The sequence below is a fragment of the Chroococcidiopsis thermalis PCC 7203 genome (assembly GCF_000317125.1).
GTDB lineage: Bacteria > Cyanobacteriota > Cyanobacteriia > Cyanobacteriales > Chroococcidiopsidaceae > Chroococcidiopsis > Chroococcidiopsis thermalis.
In genome coordinates this window covers 6,067,539-6,082,341 of the sequence record NC_019695.1, presented here as the reverse complement: position 1 = coordinate 6,082,341, position 14,803 = coordinate 6,067,539, and the positions used below count along the sequence as shown (strand labels likewise).

General features: G+C 44.1%; 15 protein-coding genes and 1 pseudogene. 12 read left to right on the top strand and 4 right to left on the bottom strand.

All coding sequences use genetic code 11. The annotated features are described in order from the left end of the window. Positions 1 to 45 precede the first annotated feature (45 nt). The 3 genes from glpX to ccmP form a co-directional block, all read right to left on the bottom strand. Positions 46 to 1,083 carry a class II fructose-bisphosphatase gene (glpX, locus tag CHRO_RS26485; protein ID WP_015157307.1) on the bottom strand — a complete coding sequence of 346 codons (1,038 nt, stop codon included), beginning with the start codon at positions 1,081 to 1,083 and terminating at the stop codon, positions 46 to 48. A gap of 357 nt (positions 1,084 to 1,440) precedes the next feature. Beyond that, entirely contained in the window at positions 1,441 to 2,292 is an 852-nt protein-coding gene (locus CHRO_RS26480) for a pentapeptide repeat-containing protein (protein WP_015157306.1), read from the bottom strand. A gap of 5 nt (positions 2,293 to 2,297) precedes the next feature. After that, a complete protein-coding gene (ccmP, locus tag CHRO_RS26475) occupies positions 2,298 to 2,942 on the bottom strand; it encodes a beta-carboxysome protein CcmP (protein WP_015157305.1) in 645 nt (214 codons plus the stop codon). A gap of 248 nt (positions 2,943 to 3,190) precedes the next feature. Between ccmP and grxC the strand changes: the two genes are divergently transcribed. The 6 genes from grxC (at position 3,191) to grxD (ending at position 6,636) form a co-directional block, all read left to right on the top strand. Continuing rightward, positions 3,191 to 3,502, top strand: coding sequence for a glutaredoxin 3 (gene grxC, locus CHRO_RS26470; RefSeq protein ID WP_015157304.1), 312 nt, complete (start codon positions 3,191 to 3,193; stop codon positions 3,500 to 3,502). A gap of 90 nt (positions 3,503 to 3,592) precedes the next feature. Continuing rightward, positions 3,593 to 4,096, top strand: coding sequence for a tRNA adenosine(34) deaminase TadA (gene tadA / locus CHRO_RS26465; protein WP_015157303.1), 504 nt, complete (start codon positions 3,593 to 3,595; stop codon positions 4,094 to 4,096). Positions 4,097 to 4,224: 128 nt separating this feature from the next. Continuing rightward, positions 4,225 to 5,007 carry a lysophospholipid acyltransferase family protein gene (locus CHRO_RS26460; protein ID WP_015157302.1) on the top strand — a complete coding sequence of 261 codons (783 nt, stop codon included), beginning with the start codon at positions 4,225 to 4,227 and terminating at the stop codon, positions 5,005 to 5,007. Between the two features lie 251 nt (positions 5,008 to 5,258). Continuing rightward, positions 5,259 to 5,915, top strand: coding sequence for a hypothetical protein (locus tag CHRO_RS26455; protein WP_015157301.1), 657 nt, complete (start codon positions 5,259 to 5,261; stop codon positions 5,913 to 5,915). 71 nt (positions 5,916 to 5,986) lie between these two features. Then, positions 5,987 to 6,247 (top strand): BolA family protein, encoded by a 261-nt coding sequence (locus CHRO_RS26450; protein WP_015157300.1) that lies wholly within the window; start codon positions 5,987 to 5,989, stop codon positions 6,245 to 6,247. A gap of 65 nt (positions 6,248 to 6,312) precedes the next feature. After that, a complete protein-coding gene (gene grxD / locus CHRO_RS26445; protein ID WP_015157299.1) occupies positions 6,313 to 6,636 on the top strand; it encodes a Grx4 family monothiol glutaredoxin in 324 nt (107 codons plus the stop codon). A 237-nt stretch (positions 6,637 to 6,873) separates the two neighbouring features. Here the strand turns inward: grxD and CHRO_RS26440 are convergent, their stop codons facing one another. Beyond that, positions 6,874 to 7,125, bottom strand: coding sequence for a DUF6761 family protein (locus CHRO_RS26440; RefSeq protein ID WP_015157298.1), 252 nt, complete (start codon positions 7,123 to 7,125; stop codon positions 6,874 to 6,876). Between the two features lie 529 nt (positions 7,126 to 7,654). Here CHRO_RS26440 and CHRO_RS26435 point away from each other — a divergent pair. The 6 genes and pseudogenes from CHRO_RS26435 (at position 7,655) to CHRO_RS26410 (ending at position 14,629) form a co-directional block, all read left to right on the top strand. Beyond that, positions 7,655 to 8,461: a response regulator transcription factor gene (locus tag CHRO_RS26435; RefSeq protein WP_015157297.1), complete on the top strand. Its 807-nt coding sequence runs from the start codon at positions 7,655 to 7,657 to the stop codon at positions 8,459 to 8,461. A gap of 93 nt (positions 8,462 to 8,554) precedes the next feature. Then, positions 8,555 to 9,661, top strand: a complete 1,107-nt coding sequence (locus CHRO_RS26430; protein ID WP_015157296.1) for a Gfo/Idh/MocA family protein — start codon at positions 8,555 to 8,557, stop codon at positions 9,659 to 9,661. A gap of 593 nt (positions 9,662 to 10,254) precedes the next feature. After that, on the top strand, positions 10,255 to 12,564 hold the full coding sequence (locus CHRO_RS26425) for a sensor histidine kinase (protein WP_015157295.1): 2,310 nt from the start codon (positions 10,255 to 10,257) through the stop codon (positions 12,562 to 12,564). Next, positions 12,509 to 12,958 (top strand): response regulator, encoded by a 450-nt coding sequence (locus CHRO_RS26420; protein ID WP_015157294.1) that lies wholly within the window; start codon positions 12,509 to 12,511, stop codon positions 12,956 to 12,958. Before CHRO_RS26425 ends, CHRO_RS26420 begins: the two co-directional genes overlap by 56 nt. Positions 12,959 to 13,010: 52 nt before the next feature. Then, a pseudogene (locus CHRO_RS34980) lies at positions 13,011 to 13,362 on the top strand (four helix bundle protein). A gap of 85 nt (positions 13,363 to 13,447) precedes the next feature. Continuing rightward, positions 13,448 to 14,629, top strand: a complete 1,182-nt coding sequence (locus tag CHRO_RS26410) for a hybrid sensor histidine kinase/response regulator (RefSeq protein WP_041462649.1) — start codon at positions 13,448 to 13,450, stop codon at positions 14,627 to 14,629. Positions 14,630 to 14,803 lie beyond the last annotated feature (174 nt).

The window sequence follows — 14,803 nt, the reverse complement described above, 5'->3', positions numbered from 1 at the left end:
ATTCTCCCTGCTCGATCGCTCCCTGCTCCCTGCTCCCTTTTCTTCCTACTTCAGTTGCAGTGTCTTTGGTTCGTCAAACATATGGATCGTGTCTACAAACCGCGCCGTGCGAGATTGGCTGGAGATAACTAAACTTTGGGTTCTGGCTCCACCTTTGAAGAAGCGGACACCTTCCATCAGCGTACCTGGGGTAATACCACAAGCAGCGAACAGGACGGTTTGACCCGAAGCTAACTCTTCAGCATTGTAAACTCGGTCTGGGTCATTAATTCCCATTTCTTTCAAACGGGCAATATTTCCCTCTTTACTTTCGCCAATCAAACCAGTTTTGACTACCTCTGGATCGTAGATCAATTGTCCTTGGAAATGCCCGCCCAAACAGCGCAATGCAGCAGCAGAAATCACGCCTTCTGGAGCTGCGCCAATTCCCATCAAGGCATGAATGTTCGTTCCCGAGAAAGCGCAGGAGATCGCGGCGGAGACATCACCATCGCTAATTAAGCGTACTCTTGCCCCTGCTTGACGAATTTCTTGAATGAGTTCTTTGTGGCGAGGGCGATCCATCACGACCACAACTAGCTCCTCTACGGCGCGTCCGAGGCATTCTGAGAGGATTTTGAGGTTTTGGGTAGCCGATTTATTAATATCGACATGACCGCGTGCTGGGGCTGGTGCTGCGAGCTTTCTCATGTAAAAGTCAGGAGCAGCAAACAAACCACCTTTTTCGGCGATCGCCAACACAGCCATCGAGCCGTTTTGTCCGTAGGCGACTAAGTTAGTCCCTTCACAAGGGTCAACGGCAATGTCAATTTCAACTAATTCATCTGGGTTACAGTAATCTTTGGCATCGGCACGGGTACAAATCCCGACTTCTTCGCCAATGTATAACATGGGGGCTTCATCCCGTTCGCCTTCACCGATGACAATCCGACCCCGCATGTAAATTTTATTCATTCTCTCCCGCATGGCTTCTACAGCCACTTGGTCAGCAGTGTTTTTCTCGCCTTTACCCATCCAACGGGAAGATGCGATCGCTGCTTGTTCTACAACTTCAATAATCTCTAAACCTAGAGTATTTTCCACGCGGTCTGTCCTCCCAATGCTCTGTTTGCTGCTGTTGTTTTGCGGCTGTATCAGTACATAAGTCTACCAAACGGCGTAACCCCGTGGACTACAAGTATTTACTCAGGTTTTGTTAAGTTTTGCTGCTAGGGAGGGGTAAGGGGTAAGGGGTAAGGGGTAAAAGGGAATTGAGGAGGCGATCGCAACTTCAATTTTCTTGACCGTCTTTTAGTATTTTTGTACTTATGGTTTAGCAATTGTTATAGAATTCGCGGCTATAACAGACAAAACCTGCCTCCGCAGGTTTCAAATCTTCCATTGTTTCCTAGTCCGCCTGTGCGGACTTAGTTTGTGTAGCTGCGATTTTAATCGCCCATTTTAATGACGAACCTTACCATCAGGCATAATTGCCCCCTGAAAAATCGCCTTACTCAAATTAGCTCCATCCAACTTAGCTTCGGTTAAATTAGCCCCTATAAAAATAGCCCTACTCAAATTAGCGCCCCGCAAATCTGCTCTAATTAAATTAGCATTTGTAAAATTAACTTTACTTAAATTCGTCCATCTCAAATCCGTCAGATAAAGCTCTGCTGCACTTAAATCAGCACCAAACAAATACGCCCCACCAAAATGAGCTTCACTCAAATTAGCTTGACATAAATTAGCGCGATAAAAATAAGTAGCGATCGCCTCAGCCTCATATAAATTAGCACTACTCAAATTAGCATGACTGAAATTAGCCCCAGTTAAATTAGCATAAACCAGACTAGCCCGACTTAATTTCGCCACGCTCAAGTCTGCTTCGCTAAGAGTAGCTCCAATAAATTCAGCCGCCGTCAAATTAGCATGGCTGAGATCTGCGGCTTTTAAATCGACACCCCGCAAATCTGCTCCTATCAGGTTGGCATAAGCTAAATCTGCACCCATCATTTGAGCCGAAATTAACTGAGCGTCAACTAATTCGGCTTTTTGCAAATTAGCGTCAATCAATTCAGCTTCGCACAAACTAGCTGCACTGAGATTAGCCCCACATAAATTAGCTGCAATCAGTTTAGCGCGATCGAGATTGGCTCTTTTTAGATTAGCCTTGGTAAGATTAGCACCCCTAAAATTAGCCCCACACAAATTAGCCGCGCTCAAGTCAGGTACAATCTGCACGTATGAAGAGCGCCACTCTAACCAAGTAACCGCACCCTGTTGCAGTAGCGCCAGATGCTCCCGATTTGCCATTCCTGCTACTCCTTGCGCCCACCAACAGTAGGAAGTTCGCGCCCGTGGGCATTTTCCATCGCCGCCAACGCCGCACTCGAACCCGCAATAATATCTCGTTCTTCCCCACCCAGGTAAAGCCGTCCAAAACTACCCACCGCTTGAATCTCTAGAATATTAATCAAAGCTGCTTTTTCTGCTTGATTTGCGGCTAGAGCTGCATAAGCCGCAGGTTGAACTTCTAATACATACAACGTTTGTCCTGCCAAAATCATCTGTCCTCGGCGGGTGCGGTTAATCAATTGTGTTTGGTGCGGATCGATATTGCGAATAATCTGACTCGACATCACTTGTGGCTTGAGGCAATCTCGTTCGCGTACTCCCATTGCTTCCATCACCGCCTTACCCGCTGCCCGCGTCTCCCCCTGGCGACTAGAATGGACTTCTAGCAATCCATAAAGCCGTTCTACAACCTGCACCCCTGGACGCACAGAAGCAGATTTTAAGGCAATATCCATTAATCGGATCACCTCAATCCCTGGCGAGACTTCAATCCACAGAGAAGCATCACCTGGTAATGGCAAAAAACCTGCTGCCACCGTTCCCATGTAAGCTGCGTGTTGAGGTTGTAAGCTGTCTATAAATACATAACTACGTAATTCAATACCCAAAACTTAAATCTCCAAGCTCGTCATTGGTCATTAGTCATTAGTCATTTGTGAGTTTCTAGCGATCGCCAGTAAAAATACCAATAGAGGCATAATTAAAGACTTACAGTGAAGGTGAGAGATAGTACCGATTACCAATTACCAATTACCAATTACCAAACTCTCACGTAGGCTGACTGTAGTTAAGTATAATCAGAATTAATATGCGATCGCGTTCGTAAATTTCTGCCCAGATTGCCAATAATATAACTATGTTGGATTTCCTCAATCCGATTCTCAACCGTCATCCAGAGCGAGTCAAAGCCAACGTTGAGATTTATACCTGGCAGACTTGCCCCTACTGCATCCGCGCCAAACTACTACTGTGGTGGAAGGGTGTCAACTACACGGAATACAAGATTGATGGTGATGATGTAGCGAGAAATAAAATGGCAGAACGCGCCAACGGACGGCGCACCGTTCCGCAAATCTTCATCAATAACGAGCATTTCGGTGGCTGCGACGATATTTACAAACTAGATAGCGAAGGCAAATTAGATCCTCTCCTCGCTCAGCCAGCCTAATATTTGTAGAAACGTTCGTAGGGATGCACGCTGTAGTAGGGGCGCACAGCTGTGCGCCCCTACTATGTGCGAACAAAAAACAGCAGAAACATGATTGAAGCCCCAGAATACATCATCCACCGCCAATGGATGCAACGGGCGATCGCTCTTGCCCAAATTGCCGGGGAAGCCGGAGAAGTTCCCGTAGGCGCAATAATTATCGATTCAAACGGTAACGTCATTGCCGAAGCAGAAAATCGGCGCGAACGAGACAACGATCCCACCGCCCACGCAGAAATTATTGCTTTGCGCCAAGCTGGTAAAACCTTACAAAACTGGCATCTCGATCGCTGTACCCTATACGTTACCCTAGAACCTTGTCCCATGTGTGCGGGAGCGATCGTCCAAGCACGAATTGGTTTACTTGTCTATGGTGCAGACGATCCGAAAACTGGAGCTATTCGCACCGTCACCAACATTCCCGATAGCGCCTGCTCCTACCATCGTCTCCCCGTTCTCGCTGGCATTTTAGAATCCACCTGTCGTCAACAACTGCAAGATTGGTTCCGCCAGAAGAGAGGGAGCAGGGAGCAGGGAGTAGGGGGAGAAAAGTAACTGGTCACTGGTCACTGGTCACTGTTCACTGCTAAAACTGTCCCCTATGTGTAGCGATCGCGACTAAAAAAATTAGGGTGGAATTAAAGCCATATAACTTTACGTTCGCTTACACACTCGCCACCCTCATGATTCAGCTCGATTCCTCGCACACTGATATTGGGACAACTAAAAAGACCAAGGTGGCTGCAAGCTCTCACGTTTCGCCTTGGTTAACGCCCATAGTATATCCTATCGGACGGCGTTTGGTCTTCCCCTTTTATTTTGACAAGATTGAAGTTAGCGGATGGGAAAACTTGCCGAATGGAGGTCCTGTCATCGTAGCACCTACCCACCGTTCTCGTTGGGATGCGCTCATGGTTCCTGCAATCGTGGGTAAGGTTGCAACCGGGCGAGATCCGCGTTTCATGGTGTCCATAGACGAAATGAAGGGTATCCAAGGATGGTTTATTAGCCATCTCGGAGGGTTTGCTGTTGATGTGAAGCGTCCATCCATTGCTACTCTCAGACATGGCGTAGAATTACTACAACAAGGAGAAATGCTAGTCATTTTTCCTGAAGGTGGCGACCTGAAAAAAAATCGCGAGTGTACGCTGAATTCTCTTCAACCTGGTTTAGCTCGCCTAGCACTACAAGCCGAATCAAGTCAGCCAAATTTAGGTGTCAAAATCTTACCGCTCGGTATTTACTATAATCCTCCCACCGTACCGTGGAGATCTCAGGTTAGGATTAGTATTGGTTCTCCTATCCAAGTAGGAGATTACAGCACGGGTTCGATTAAAAAAGATGCGAAGCAATTGACACAAGATTTAGAACTAGCACTTAAACAGTTGGGCAGTAAGACGCAAGCAACCGTAGAGCAAGACAGCGCTCCTTCCCTATACTCTGAAAGAAAGGAATCTTTTATTTAAAACAATAGCTTCAGGTATCGCCGCCGAGGGAACAAAGTCAAAAGTCAAAAGTCAAAAGTCAAAAGTCAAAAGTCAAAAGTCAAAAGTCAAAAGCTAAAAGTCGAAAGTAACTGCTTTCTATCCCCGACTTCCCATACAGACGTTGCCTGCAACGGCTCTACACCGACTTCCTGATAACTGATAACTGATACCTGATAAGATACCCGAAGTTCAAAATCGGTCTTGTGTTTTTTAGCGCACGGAATTAAGCCATGATTTCTGCTGGAACTCAACGCTTCCATTACCATAGCTGCATAACATTATTTTCGGCGATCGCAGCTATTACTTTGCTGTCCCCAACTTACGTCCAGGCGCAAACGCCACCAGCACCAGCTACTCCTAACCAAGCTCAACCTATCGATCCAAAAAATCCTAACATTATTCAACCTTCTGCCCAGAATAATAGCGTTTTGAGCGTGGCTGGAGGTCAACGGCTGATGTCGGAAGCTAGCAGCGCTATCTCCTCTCAAAACTACGACACAGCGGTGAAAAAGTTGCAGGAGGCGCGTCAGGTTTTCAATCAAATGTCTAATTTCTACCAACAGCTAGCTGGTAACTTTCAAGGTATTGACAATCGCGTTGCCGATAGCCAGCGTAAGAAAGCCTTGGATACTGCCCAAATGCGCGATGATGCGACTTACCAACTGGCATTGGTACATCGAGCGCAAAACAAGCCAGAACTTGCCGTACCGCTGCTGGTTCAGATTGTTAACAGTCAAAACCCAACTAGAGATTTGGGCAAAAAAGCCTATCAACAACTATTCGAGTTAGGATTTGTTGACACGCCTTTTCCGCGTACTGGCGATACTGGTAATGCGCCGCAACGGAGTGAAGCTAAGCCTGCCGAACAATCTGCTCCAAAACAGTAGCGCCGGGGCGATCGCTCATCTATCCTTAGAAATAGTTAAATTAGAAAAGAGTTCAGCAATTAGGAATTGAAATGATTAGTCCTCAGCAAGTTGAGGAAATGATTAAGGTAGCGATCCCAGATGCCCAAGTTCAAGTACAAGACTTGACTGGGGGTGGAGATCATTACCAAGTAGTAGTCGTTTCTTCCCAGTTTGAAGGTAAGGGACGAGTACAACAGCACCAACTCGTCTACAGTTCCCTCAATCAAGCAATGTCATCAGAAGCTATCCATGCCCTAGCACTAAGGACTTACACACCCCAAGCTTGGCAAGCTGTCAGCCAAGTGGTGTAAGCTGGCTTCTCCCATAATTCTACGGTAGCGCTAATATCTCATCCTCAAGACTAGGAATAACAGCTATGACTCCAGAATTGAAAGAGCGACTCGATAATCTCGTTCAACAAAACAAAATCTTGGTTTTCATGAAGGGCAACAAATTGATGCCCCAGTGTGGTTTTTCTAACAATGTCGTGCAAATTCTTAACACTCTGGGAGTTCCCTTCGAGACTGTTGACGTTTTAGCAGACTCTGAAATCCGACAAGGAATTAAAGAGTATTCCAATTGGCCTACCATTCCTCAAGTTTATGTTAACGGTCAATTTGTGGGCGGCTCTGATATTCTGATTGAAATGTACCAAAGTGGCGAGTTACAACAGATGGTAGAAGTCGCACTTGCTTCTTAACAATTAACGATTTGGATAGAAATGCGTATAGGGGCGTACAGTTGTATGCCCCTATTCATTTGCGGCAAAGTGTATTTTTAATTGTTGGCAATTTTTAGCCAATTTTAAGCATCAGCATAAATAGCTGACCGATCTAAGCTTGACCTTACCCGCTCGGAAGAAGCCCAATTTAATTCAAAATTCAAAATTTCGATCTGATTTTCCACTGAATCCTATTTCGAGCCAATCTACAGTAACTTAATAGTAGTCTGATTCTGGTTCTGGCTGAACCGGCATTTCAAAGTTATACGGATCGTATAGAAAGCGGGTTGCTTCTTCCTCTAAACGATGAATTAGATAGGGTTCGAGGATGTTGGAATGCCTCATGGCTGCGAGATAGCCGTCTAAATACAAACGTAAATCGTCTGTGCGATAGCCTCTTTGCCACATTTCGACCAGGGCATCGGTCAGTTTTTGATAGTGGCGAATTGTTTGAGTATCTTGTAACATAGCGCAAGATGAAGGGATCGATTGTGCCTTGAAAATGTGTTTCTTAAAGGAATTTGCCGGGATAGAACTTTTAAGTTGTCTGCTCTAAGCTGAGTTTTTCAAGCAGCGATCGCGCTTACTAGCGACATAGAAATTATGAATTTCTTCTTAGTAAGAGTGTATTCAGTTTTAGCAAGTCGATTTTATCTTGAGTCCTCTATACTAACTAATAGTCGAACAATGACTGTACTGTATATAATTTTTGTCTCATTTATTTCATCATAGACCAAATTGATACCAAAAAGTTTGTATCTCTAGGGCGATTTTTCCTGCGTGTCATTCTTGACCAATTTGATGTTAGATGCTTGAGCGACCGATCGAGTCTCAAAATATTAAGTTTTTTTAAGTTTAGTTTTAGAAATACATATTAGCCGATGTCTGTTCGCTAGTCAAGACTGCTAGAGAGTTGATCCTGAGGTAGCAGCTGTTACAAAAGCTTGACACAGGCTTTGATACCTTGAGAGTCACGTATAAAAGGAATCTTGCACCTGTGACCTCGGTTTGTATAGAAATTGTAGAGGGAAATCCACATCTGCGATCGCTACTCAGTTGGCACTTACAACAGGTAGGCTATCGAGTATATCAAGCAGCTAGTCTCTATCAAGCGCGAGACGTATTTTTAACGCGCCAACCCACACTAGTGATCCTCGATGCTGAATTAGCTGATGGTGACGGGACAGAGTTTTGCCGTTGGCTACAGCAACAGCAGCAACCACTGATTCTGATGCTATCTGCCCGCAACACCGAAGCGGATATTGTCACTGGCTTAAAAGCAGGAGCAGACGATTACTTGTGCAAACCCTTTGGGATGCAGGAATTTTTGGCGCGAATCGAAGCGCTGATTCGCCGTCAACGCACGCCAGCCGCACCAGCTTACTTGGACTACGGCACTTTGCAAATAGATCTAGTCCAGCGTCGCGTTTACTTCAAAGGTGAATACATCGACCTCACGCCTCAAGAATTTAGTTTACTTTACGTCTTGGCGCAAGCTGGAGGTTTACCCCTCAGCCGCTCCGAATTGTTGCGGCGTGCTTGGCCCGATGCTATAGATAATCCCCGTACCATCGATACTCACGTCTTATCTTTGCGGAAAAAAGTCGAAATCGATCCGCGCCAACCGAGTTTAATTCAAACTGTACGTAACGTAGGGTATCGCTTCAACGCGGAAATTCTCAAAGCCAACAGCGTACAGCCAACCGACATTTCCCAACGCCAAACCGCAAATCACCACTCGACTTTAGAAGAAACGAGGGAGAAGTCAGAAGTCACAAGTCAAAAGTCAGAAGTGTTTTACTAGTAAGTCAAAAGCAGTGTAGAGACGTTACATGTAACGTCTCTACACTGCCTATCTGTCGCACAATAAGAAAGAGCAGTGGCATGAGATTGGGTTATGTCTTCAATTGGTGTGGCGGTAGTCGGAACGGGATTTGGACAAAAAGTTCATTTACCTGGGTTTAAGGCTCATCCTCGGACGCAGGTTGTAGCAGTGTATCACCGCGATCGCGACAAAGCTCAGGCGATCGCTCAAACTCATAATATTCCCCATGCGAGTTCTGCGCTAGAAGAAATTGTCGCTCTACCAGAAGTCCAAGCAGTTAGCATCTCTACCCCGCCGTTTCTACATTACGAAATGGCAAAAACAGTACTGCAAGCAGGTAAGCACCTGTTATTAGAAAAACCCACCACGCTCTCAGCTACAGGAGCGCGAGAACTGTACCATATAGCCAAAGCTAACAATCTCGTCGTGACTCTAGATTTTGAATATCGCTTCGTTCCCGCATGGCAAAGGTTAGCTGAATTACTAGCGGAAGATTATGTGGGTGAAAAACGGCTGATTAAAATTGATTGGTTGGTTCCCAGTCGCGCCGATGCTTCCCGCCCCTGGAATTGGTATTCTCGTAAAGATATGGGTGGTGGGGCTTTGGGGGCGCTAGCTTCCCATACTTTTGATTACATGAATTGGTTGTTTGGTGCAGTGCAAAAACTGTGCGCCCAGCTCAGTACTAGCATTCCTCAACGGCTCGATCCTCTGACGGGGGAAATGAAGCTAGTAGATGCTGATGACACCTGTATGCTGATGCTAGAGCTGGCAGACGGTACGCCTTGCCAAATTAATATTAGTTCGGCAGTGTATGCAAATCGCACGCACTCAGTAGAAGTGTATGGCGATCGCGGTACTTTAGTTTTAGTCAGTCAAAATCAAAAAGATTACGTCCACGGCTTTCACCTCTGGGCTGCTGCCGCCGGACAACCGCCAGTAGAATTGGAAATTCCCATGCGGTTGGGATTTGACAAAACTTATACAGACGGACGCATCGCCCCATTTATTCGCGTGGTTAATCAATGGGTGCAAGGAATTGATAGCGGAGAATCCCTAATTCCTTCCATTCGCGAAGGTGTTTACTCGCAATTGTTAATGGATCTCAGCCATGCTTCTCACCAACAACGCAGTTGGGTAGACGTACCAGATTTAGATAAATATCTCACCAGAGGCTAAAGGTAACTATCTACATCGATTCATAATTAAATTGTTTCCATATATATAGCAACCTAGATGAATTGTGAAATCAATTGTCCGTGTAGAGACGTTACATGTAACGTCTCTACACGGGAAACTTTCATACCAAAATATAAGTAAACCCACCCTTACATTACGAAGGTATTTGTAACGAAAAATTTATTTGAATTGAATTTTTTATAAAAAGTTTATATTTCTGCAAAATTAGCTCACATTAATTAAGATACAAAACGCGATCGTGCAGAGTTTTGTTTTGTCGAACATGATACACTTCTTTGAAGAATAAAGATTGAATTGTAGAGGTGAGTTTAATACTTTTCGGTTAAAACAAGATCCCCCTAGCCCCCTTTTTAAGGGGGGAATAAAGTCTCATTAAACAAGAGGGAACAAAGCCCCCTTTTTAAGGGAGTTGGGGGATCTCCGAGAGCTTTTCGTTACTGACAGAGCAGAAGTATTTTTTCACACATTACGGGAGCGACATTTAGCTAATATTCAGAAGGTCGATCGCCAAAAAATCAAAAAAGCGATCGCATCTCTATTGCTGCTCCCGTCATCAACTTAGGAGAAGTAATATGGTCATCGATTTTCAAGCTCAAGGTATCGATATCACCCGTTTAAAAGAACCAGCAATTCATACTTTTAATCAGATTCAACCGCATGGAATTTTAATTGTTTTAGCAGAGCCAGATCTAACAATTTTACAAATTAGCAGTAATGCGATCGCTACGTTCGGAATTGCTGCCGAACAAATGTTACAAAGACCTTTATCAGAATTTATCGATCCTTTTCAGTTAGAGAGAATTCAGACTGGCTTAACCGCAACAGAAGATCTCGATATCATCAATCCCGTCAAATTGTGGGTACGAAAGAAGGGCGATGAATATTCTGTATTTGATGGCGTATTTCATCGCAATATAGAAGGATTTCTAATTTTAGAATTAGAACCAGCGCTAACCCAAGAAAATATTCCTTTTCTCAGTTTTTATCACTTAGCTAGAGCATCTATTAATCGCTTAGAAGAAACTTCAAATCTCAGAGAGTTCTGTCAAATTATCGTCCAAGAAGTTCGCAACGTGACTGGCTTCGATCGCGTCATGTTGTATAAATTCGATAACGACGGACATGGTTCTGTCATTGCTGAAGAAAAACTCGATAGCATGGAACCATATTTGGGGCTACACTTTCCTGAATCTGATATTCCTAGACCAGCCAGAAAACTATTTGCCTCTAATTGGATTCGCTTAATTCCCGATAGTCATTGCGAACCTGTAACCCTCGTACCAGCAATTAATCCAATTAGCAAAGAACCTACAGAACTGACGAATTCCATTCTTAGAAGTGCCGCAGCTTGTCATTTTGAATATTTACACAATATGGGTGTAGGTGCTTCGCTGACAATCTCGTTAATTAAAGACCAAAAACTTTGGGGTTTAATTGCTTGTCACCATCAAACACCCATGTATGTTTCTTACGAATTACGCAAAGCGTGCGAATTTTTGGGACGGATGGTCTTTTCTGAAATTGCTTCTAGGGAAGAAACGGAGGATTTTGCCTATCGGCGACAGTTGGCTTACGTGCAGTCAGCTTTAGTCGAATATATGTCTCAAGAAGAGAACTTTGTTGATGGTTTGATTAAACACAAACCAAACCTTCTCAACTTAGCCGATGCCCAAGGTGCAGCAATTTGTTTTGGCAATACTTGCACGACGATTGGTAAAACTCCCGTAGCAGAAGACTTAAATTTCTTAGTTCAGTGGCTGAAAAATAACGTTCAAGAAGAAGTGTTCTACACCGATTCCTTAGCGCAAGTTTATCCCAATGCGGAAAGATTCAAACATGTTGCTAGTGGTTTATTAGCAATTCCAATTTCTAAGCGCAATTACGTATTATGGTTCCGTCCCGAAGTGATTCAAACAGTAAATTGGGGCGGCGATCCTCATAATGCTTACGAATTGAATCAAGAGAATGGACTGCGATTGTGTCCGCGCAAATCTTTCCAATTATGGCAAGAAACAGTCAGCCTCACGTCTTTACCCTGGAAACAAGTAGAAATTAAAGCCGCGCTGGAACTAAGAAAAGCAATTGTCAATATCGTACTGCGCCAAGCTGACGAATTAGCACAATTAGCCGCCGATTTAGAAAGATCGAATGCCGAATTGAAAAAATTTGCTTACGTTGCTTCCCATGACTTACAAGAACCGCTAAATCAGGTAGCAAATTACGTCCAATTGCTAGAAATGCGCTATCAATCGCAACTCGATGCAGACGCGAAGGAATTTATTAATTTTGCTGTCGAGGGAGTTAGCTTAATGCAAACCCTGATCGATGACGTGCTGGCGTATTCTAAAGTAGAAATGCAGGGAGTTGAGTTTGAACTGACGGAAGTTGATACGGCTTTAGACCGTGCTTTAGGTAATTTAAGACAGCGCATTACCGAAAGTGGGGCGAAAATTAGCCGCGATCCATTACCGACTGTGATGGCAGATAGCACCCAATTGATGCAACTGTTTCAAAATTTGATTGGTAATGCAATTAAATTCCGCAGTGACAAACCACTAGAAATTCACATCTCGGCACAGCGTCAAGAAGAAGATGAGTGGCTGTTTGCAGTACGAGATAATGGAATGGGTATTGAACCACAATTTAGCGATCGCATTTTCGTGATCTTCCAACGCCTGCACCCACGAGACGAATACCCAGGTACGGGAATGGGTTTAGCAATCTGTAAAAAGATTGTCGAGTGTCACCGAGGACGAATTTGGGTGGAGTCGCAACTTGGGGCTGGGGCAACATTTTATTTTACGCTACCCGTAGGAGGGCGCGATCGTGAGCGGAGAAACGGACGCAAAGCACAAAACGATCTTTTTGGTAGAGGACAATAGAGCCGATGTCCGTTTAATTGAAGAGGCGTTAAAAAATAGTTCCGTACCGCATCAAGTGATGTCGGTACGGGATGGAGTCAACGCGATCGCATTTTTGCGTCAAGAGGGCGAGTTTGTAAATGCACCTCGCCCCGATTTAATTCTGCTGGATCTCAACTTACCCAAAAAGGACGGGCGAGAAGTCTTGGCAGAAATTAAAGCCGATCCTCAACTCAAAAGCATTCCTGTTGTCGTCCTCACGACTTCGCGGAATGACGAGGACATCGCCCATAGCTACGCTTTACACGTCAATTGTTACATCACCAAATCTCGCAATCTCAGCCAATTGTTTCAGATTGTCAAGGGAATTGAAGAGTTTTGGCTCTCTACCGTTACATTGCCATCAAATCAGTGACCAGTGACCAGTGACCAGCGAACAGTGAAACATTGACCAGATGTAGTAAGCAATGAGTAGTAAAGTTTATGATAAGGCTTATCTATTTGCTATTAGGATTGTGAATGCTTACAGGCATCTATGTAACGATAAAAAGGAGTTTGTACTGTCAAAACAATTACTCAGAAGCGGAACTGCAATTGGGCAAATATTGCAGAAGCAAACGGAGCCATGTCTCCAGCAGAGTTTCGAGCCAAAATATCAATAGCTTATAAAGAATGCTTGGAGACAAAATACTGGCTTTCTTTACTAAAGGACACAGGCTACTTTAACGAAAAGCCTTTGACAGCATTTATCAAGATGCAGAAGAACTCAGCAAAATGTTGTGGCAAATTCTCAAAATGAGCCGAAAAAATGGTCGCTGAATCATCGGTCATTAGTCACTGTTCGCTGGTCACTGGTCACTGGTCACTGATAACTGTAAAAAGGAGGGGGAAAAACCAGAAAACTATGCTTGCCAGTTTAGTAAAAGTCTTGTTAATTGAAGATAGTTTGGCAGAAGCCAGATTTTTACAAGAGATTTTGCGGCAAGCTAATCTCAGACACTTTCATCTGGCACATGTCAAGCGATTGGGAGATGCTTTAGCAGAACTGGATCGAGGGTTAATATCGTCACAACCTTACGATGCAGTCTTACTAGATTTGACTCTCCCAGATAGCCAGGGTTTGGCATCTTTACCTCTACTACTACAACAAGCACCTAGCTTACCAATTGTCGTGCTGACGAATACGAACGATGACGAATTAGCAATTGAGGCAGTGCGACAAGGGGCGCAAGACTATTTAGTGAAACGGCAGATCGATGCTAAATTGTTGGTGCGATCGCTATGTTATGCGATCGAGCGCAAGCAGGCAGCAGAAGCTTTACAAGCCAAAAATCAAGCATTAGCAACCCAGGTGCAGGAAAGTGCAGTTGAGTTAGATAAAGCTAAGCAACTGAATCGATTTAAATCTGAATTTGTCTCAATGCTATCGCATGATTTTCGCAGTCCACTAACAACTATTCTTTTAGCAACTGGACTACTACAAAATAGCGAAAGAAAATTAACTGAAAAACAAAAACTAACCCATTTTCAACATATTAATGCTGCGATTAAAAATATGGCGCAGATGTTGGATGAAGTTTCTCTAGCGGGGAAAGCTGAAGCGGGACAACTTCAATGCCAACCTACCTATTTAGATATTCAAGAATTTTGCCGAGAACTAGTTGCAACACTAGAACTGAGTGCAGCCAAAAAACAGATCGCTCTAGTTTTCACCTGTCAGGGTCAAACAGAAAAAGCATTATGGGATGAAAATCTACTGCGACATATTTTAGCTAACTTACTCAGCAATGCAATTAAATATTCTTCCGCAGGTAGTAGCGTACAATTTCATTTAATTGCTCAACCAGAAATGGTAACTTTTCAAATTCGAGATTGGGGAATAGGTATTCCCAAAGCAGATTTACAACAGCTTTTTCAACCCTTTCACCGCGCTAGCAATGTCGGTAGCACTCCTGGTACTGGCTTAGGACTGGCGATCGCTAAAAAGTGTGTTGAAGTCTGCGGCGGCGAGATTTATGTGGAGAGTGAAGTCGATGTAGGAACCACATTTACTATCATTTTACCCGTGGTCTCCGTACCAATCTAAATGCATTCGCCATCAAATTTGTCTACCAACTGTAGATTAAAAATAATACTATAGATAGATGCATTAATTCTAAAGACAGATAACTTCTACAAAACTAGAGCAACGGTAACAAAGCCTACGAACCCTTTCATCAAAGCCGAATAATCTAGCAACAAAAGGATTTTACCGAACAAC

What these genes read in the sequence shown, in the direction of transcription:
- CHRO_RS26480 (WP_015157306.1), bottom strand. Translation starts at nt 2,292, where the DNA reads ATGGCAAATCGGGAGCATCTGGCGCTACTGCAACAGGGTGCGGTTACT.
- grxC (WP_015157304.1), top strand. Translation starts at nt 3,191, where the DNA reads ATGTTGGATTTCCTCAATCCGATTCTCAACCGTCATCCAGAGCGAGTC.
- tadA (WP_015157303.1), top strand. Translation starts at nt 3,593, where the DNA reads ATGATTGAAGCCCCAGAATACATCATCCACCGCCAATGGATGCAACGG.
- CHRO_RS26460 (WP_015157302.1), top strand. Translation starts at nt 4,225, where the DNA reads ATGATTCAGCTCGATTCCTCGCACACTGATATTGGGACAACTAAAAAG.
- CHRO_RS26455 (WP_015157301.1), top strand. Translation starts at nt 5,259, where the DNA reads ATGATTTCTGCTGGAACTCAACGCTTCCATTACCATAGCTGCATAACA.
- CHRO_RS26450 (WP_015157300.1), top strand. Translation starts at nt 5,987, where the DNA reads ATGATTAGTCCTCAGCAAGTTGAGGAAATGATTAAGGTAGCGATCCCA.
- grxD (WP_015157299.1), top strand. Translation starts at nt 6,313, where the DNA reads ATGACTCCAGAATTGAAAGAGCGACTCGATAATCTCGTTCAACAAAAC.
- CHRO_RS26440 (WP_015157298.1), bottom strand. Translation starts at nt 7,125, where the DNA reads ATGTTACAAGATACTCAAACAATTCGCCACTATCAAAAACTGACCGAT.
- CHRO_RS26430 (WP_015157296.1), top strand. Translation starts at nt 8,555, where the DNA reads ATGTCTTCAATTGGTGTGGCGGTAGTCGGAACGGGATTTGGACAAAAA.
- CHRO_RS26425 (WP_015157295.1), top strand. Translation starts at nt 10,255, where the DNA reads ATGGTCATCGATTTTCAAGCTCAAGGTATCGATATCACCCGTTTAAAA.
- CHRO_RS26410 (WP_041462649.1), top strand. Translation starts at nt 13,448, where the DNA reads ATGCTTGCCAGTTTAGTAAAAGTCTTGTTAATTGAAGATAGTTTGGCA.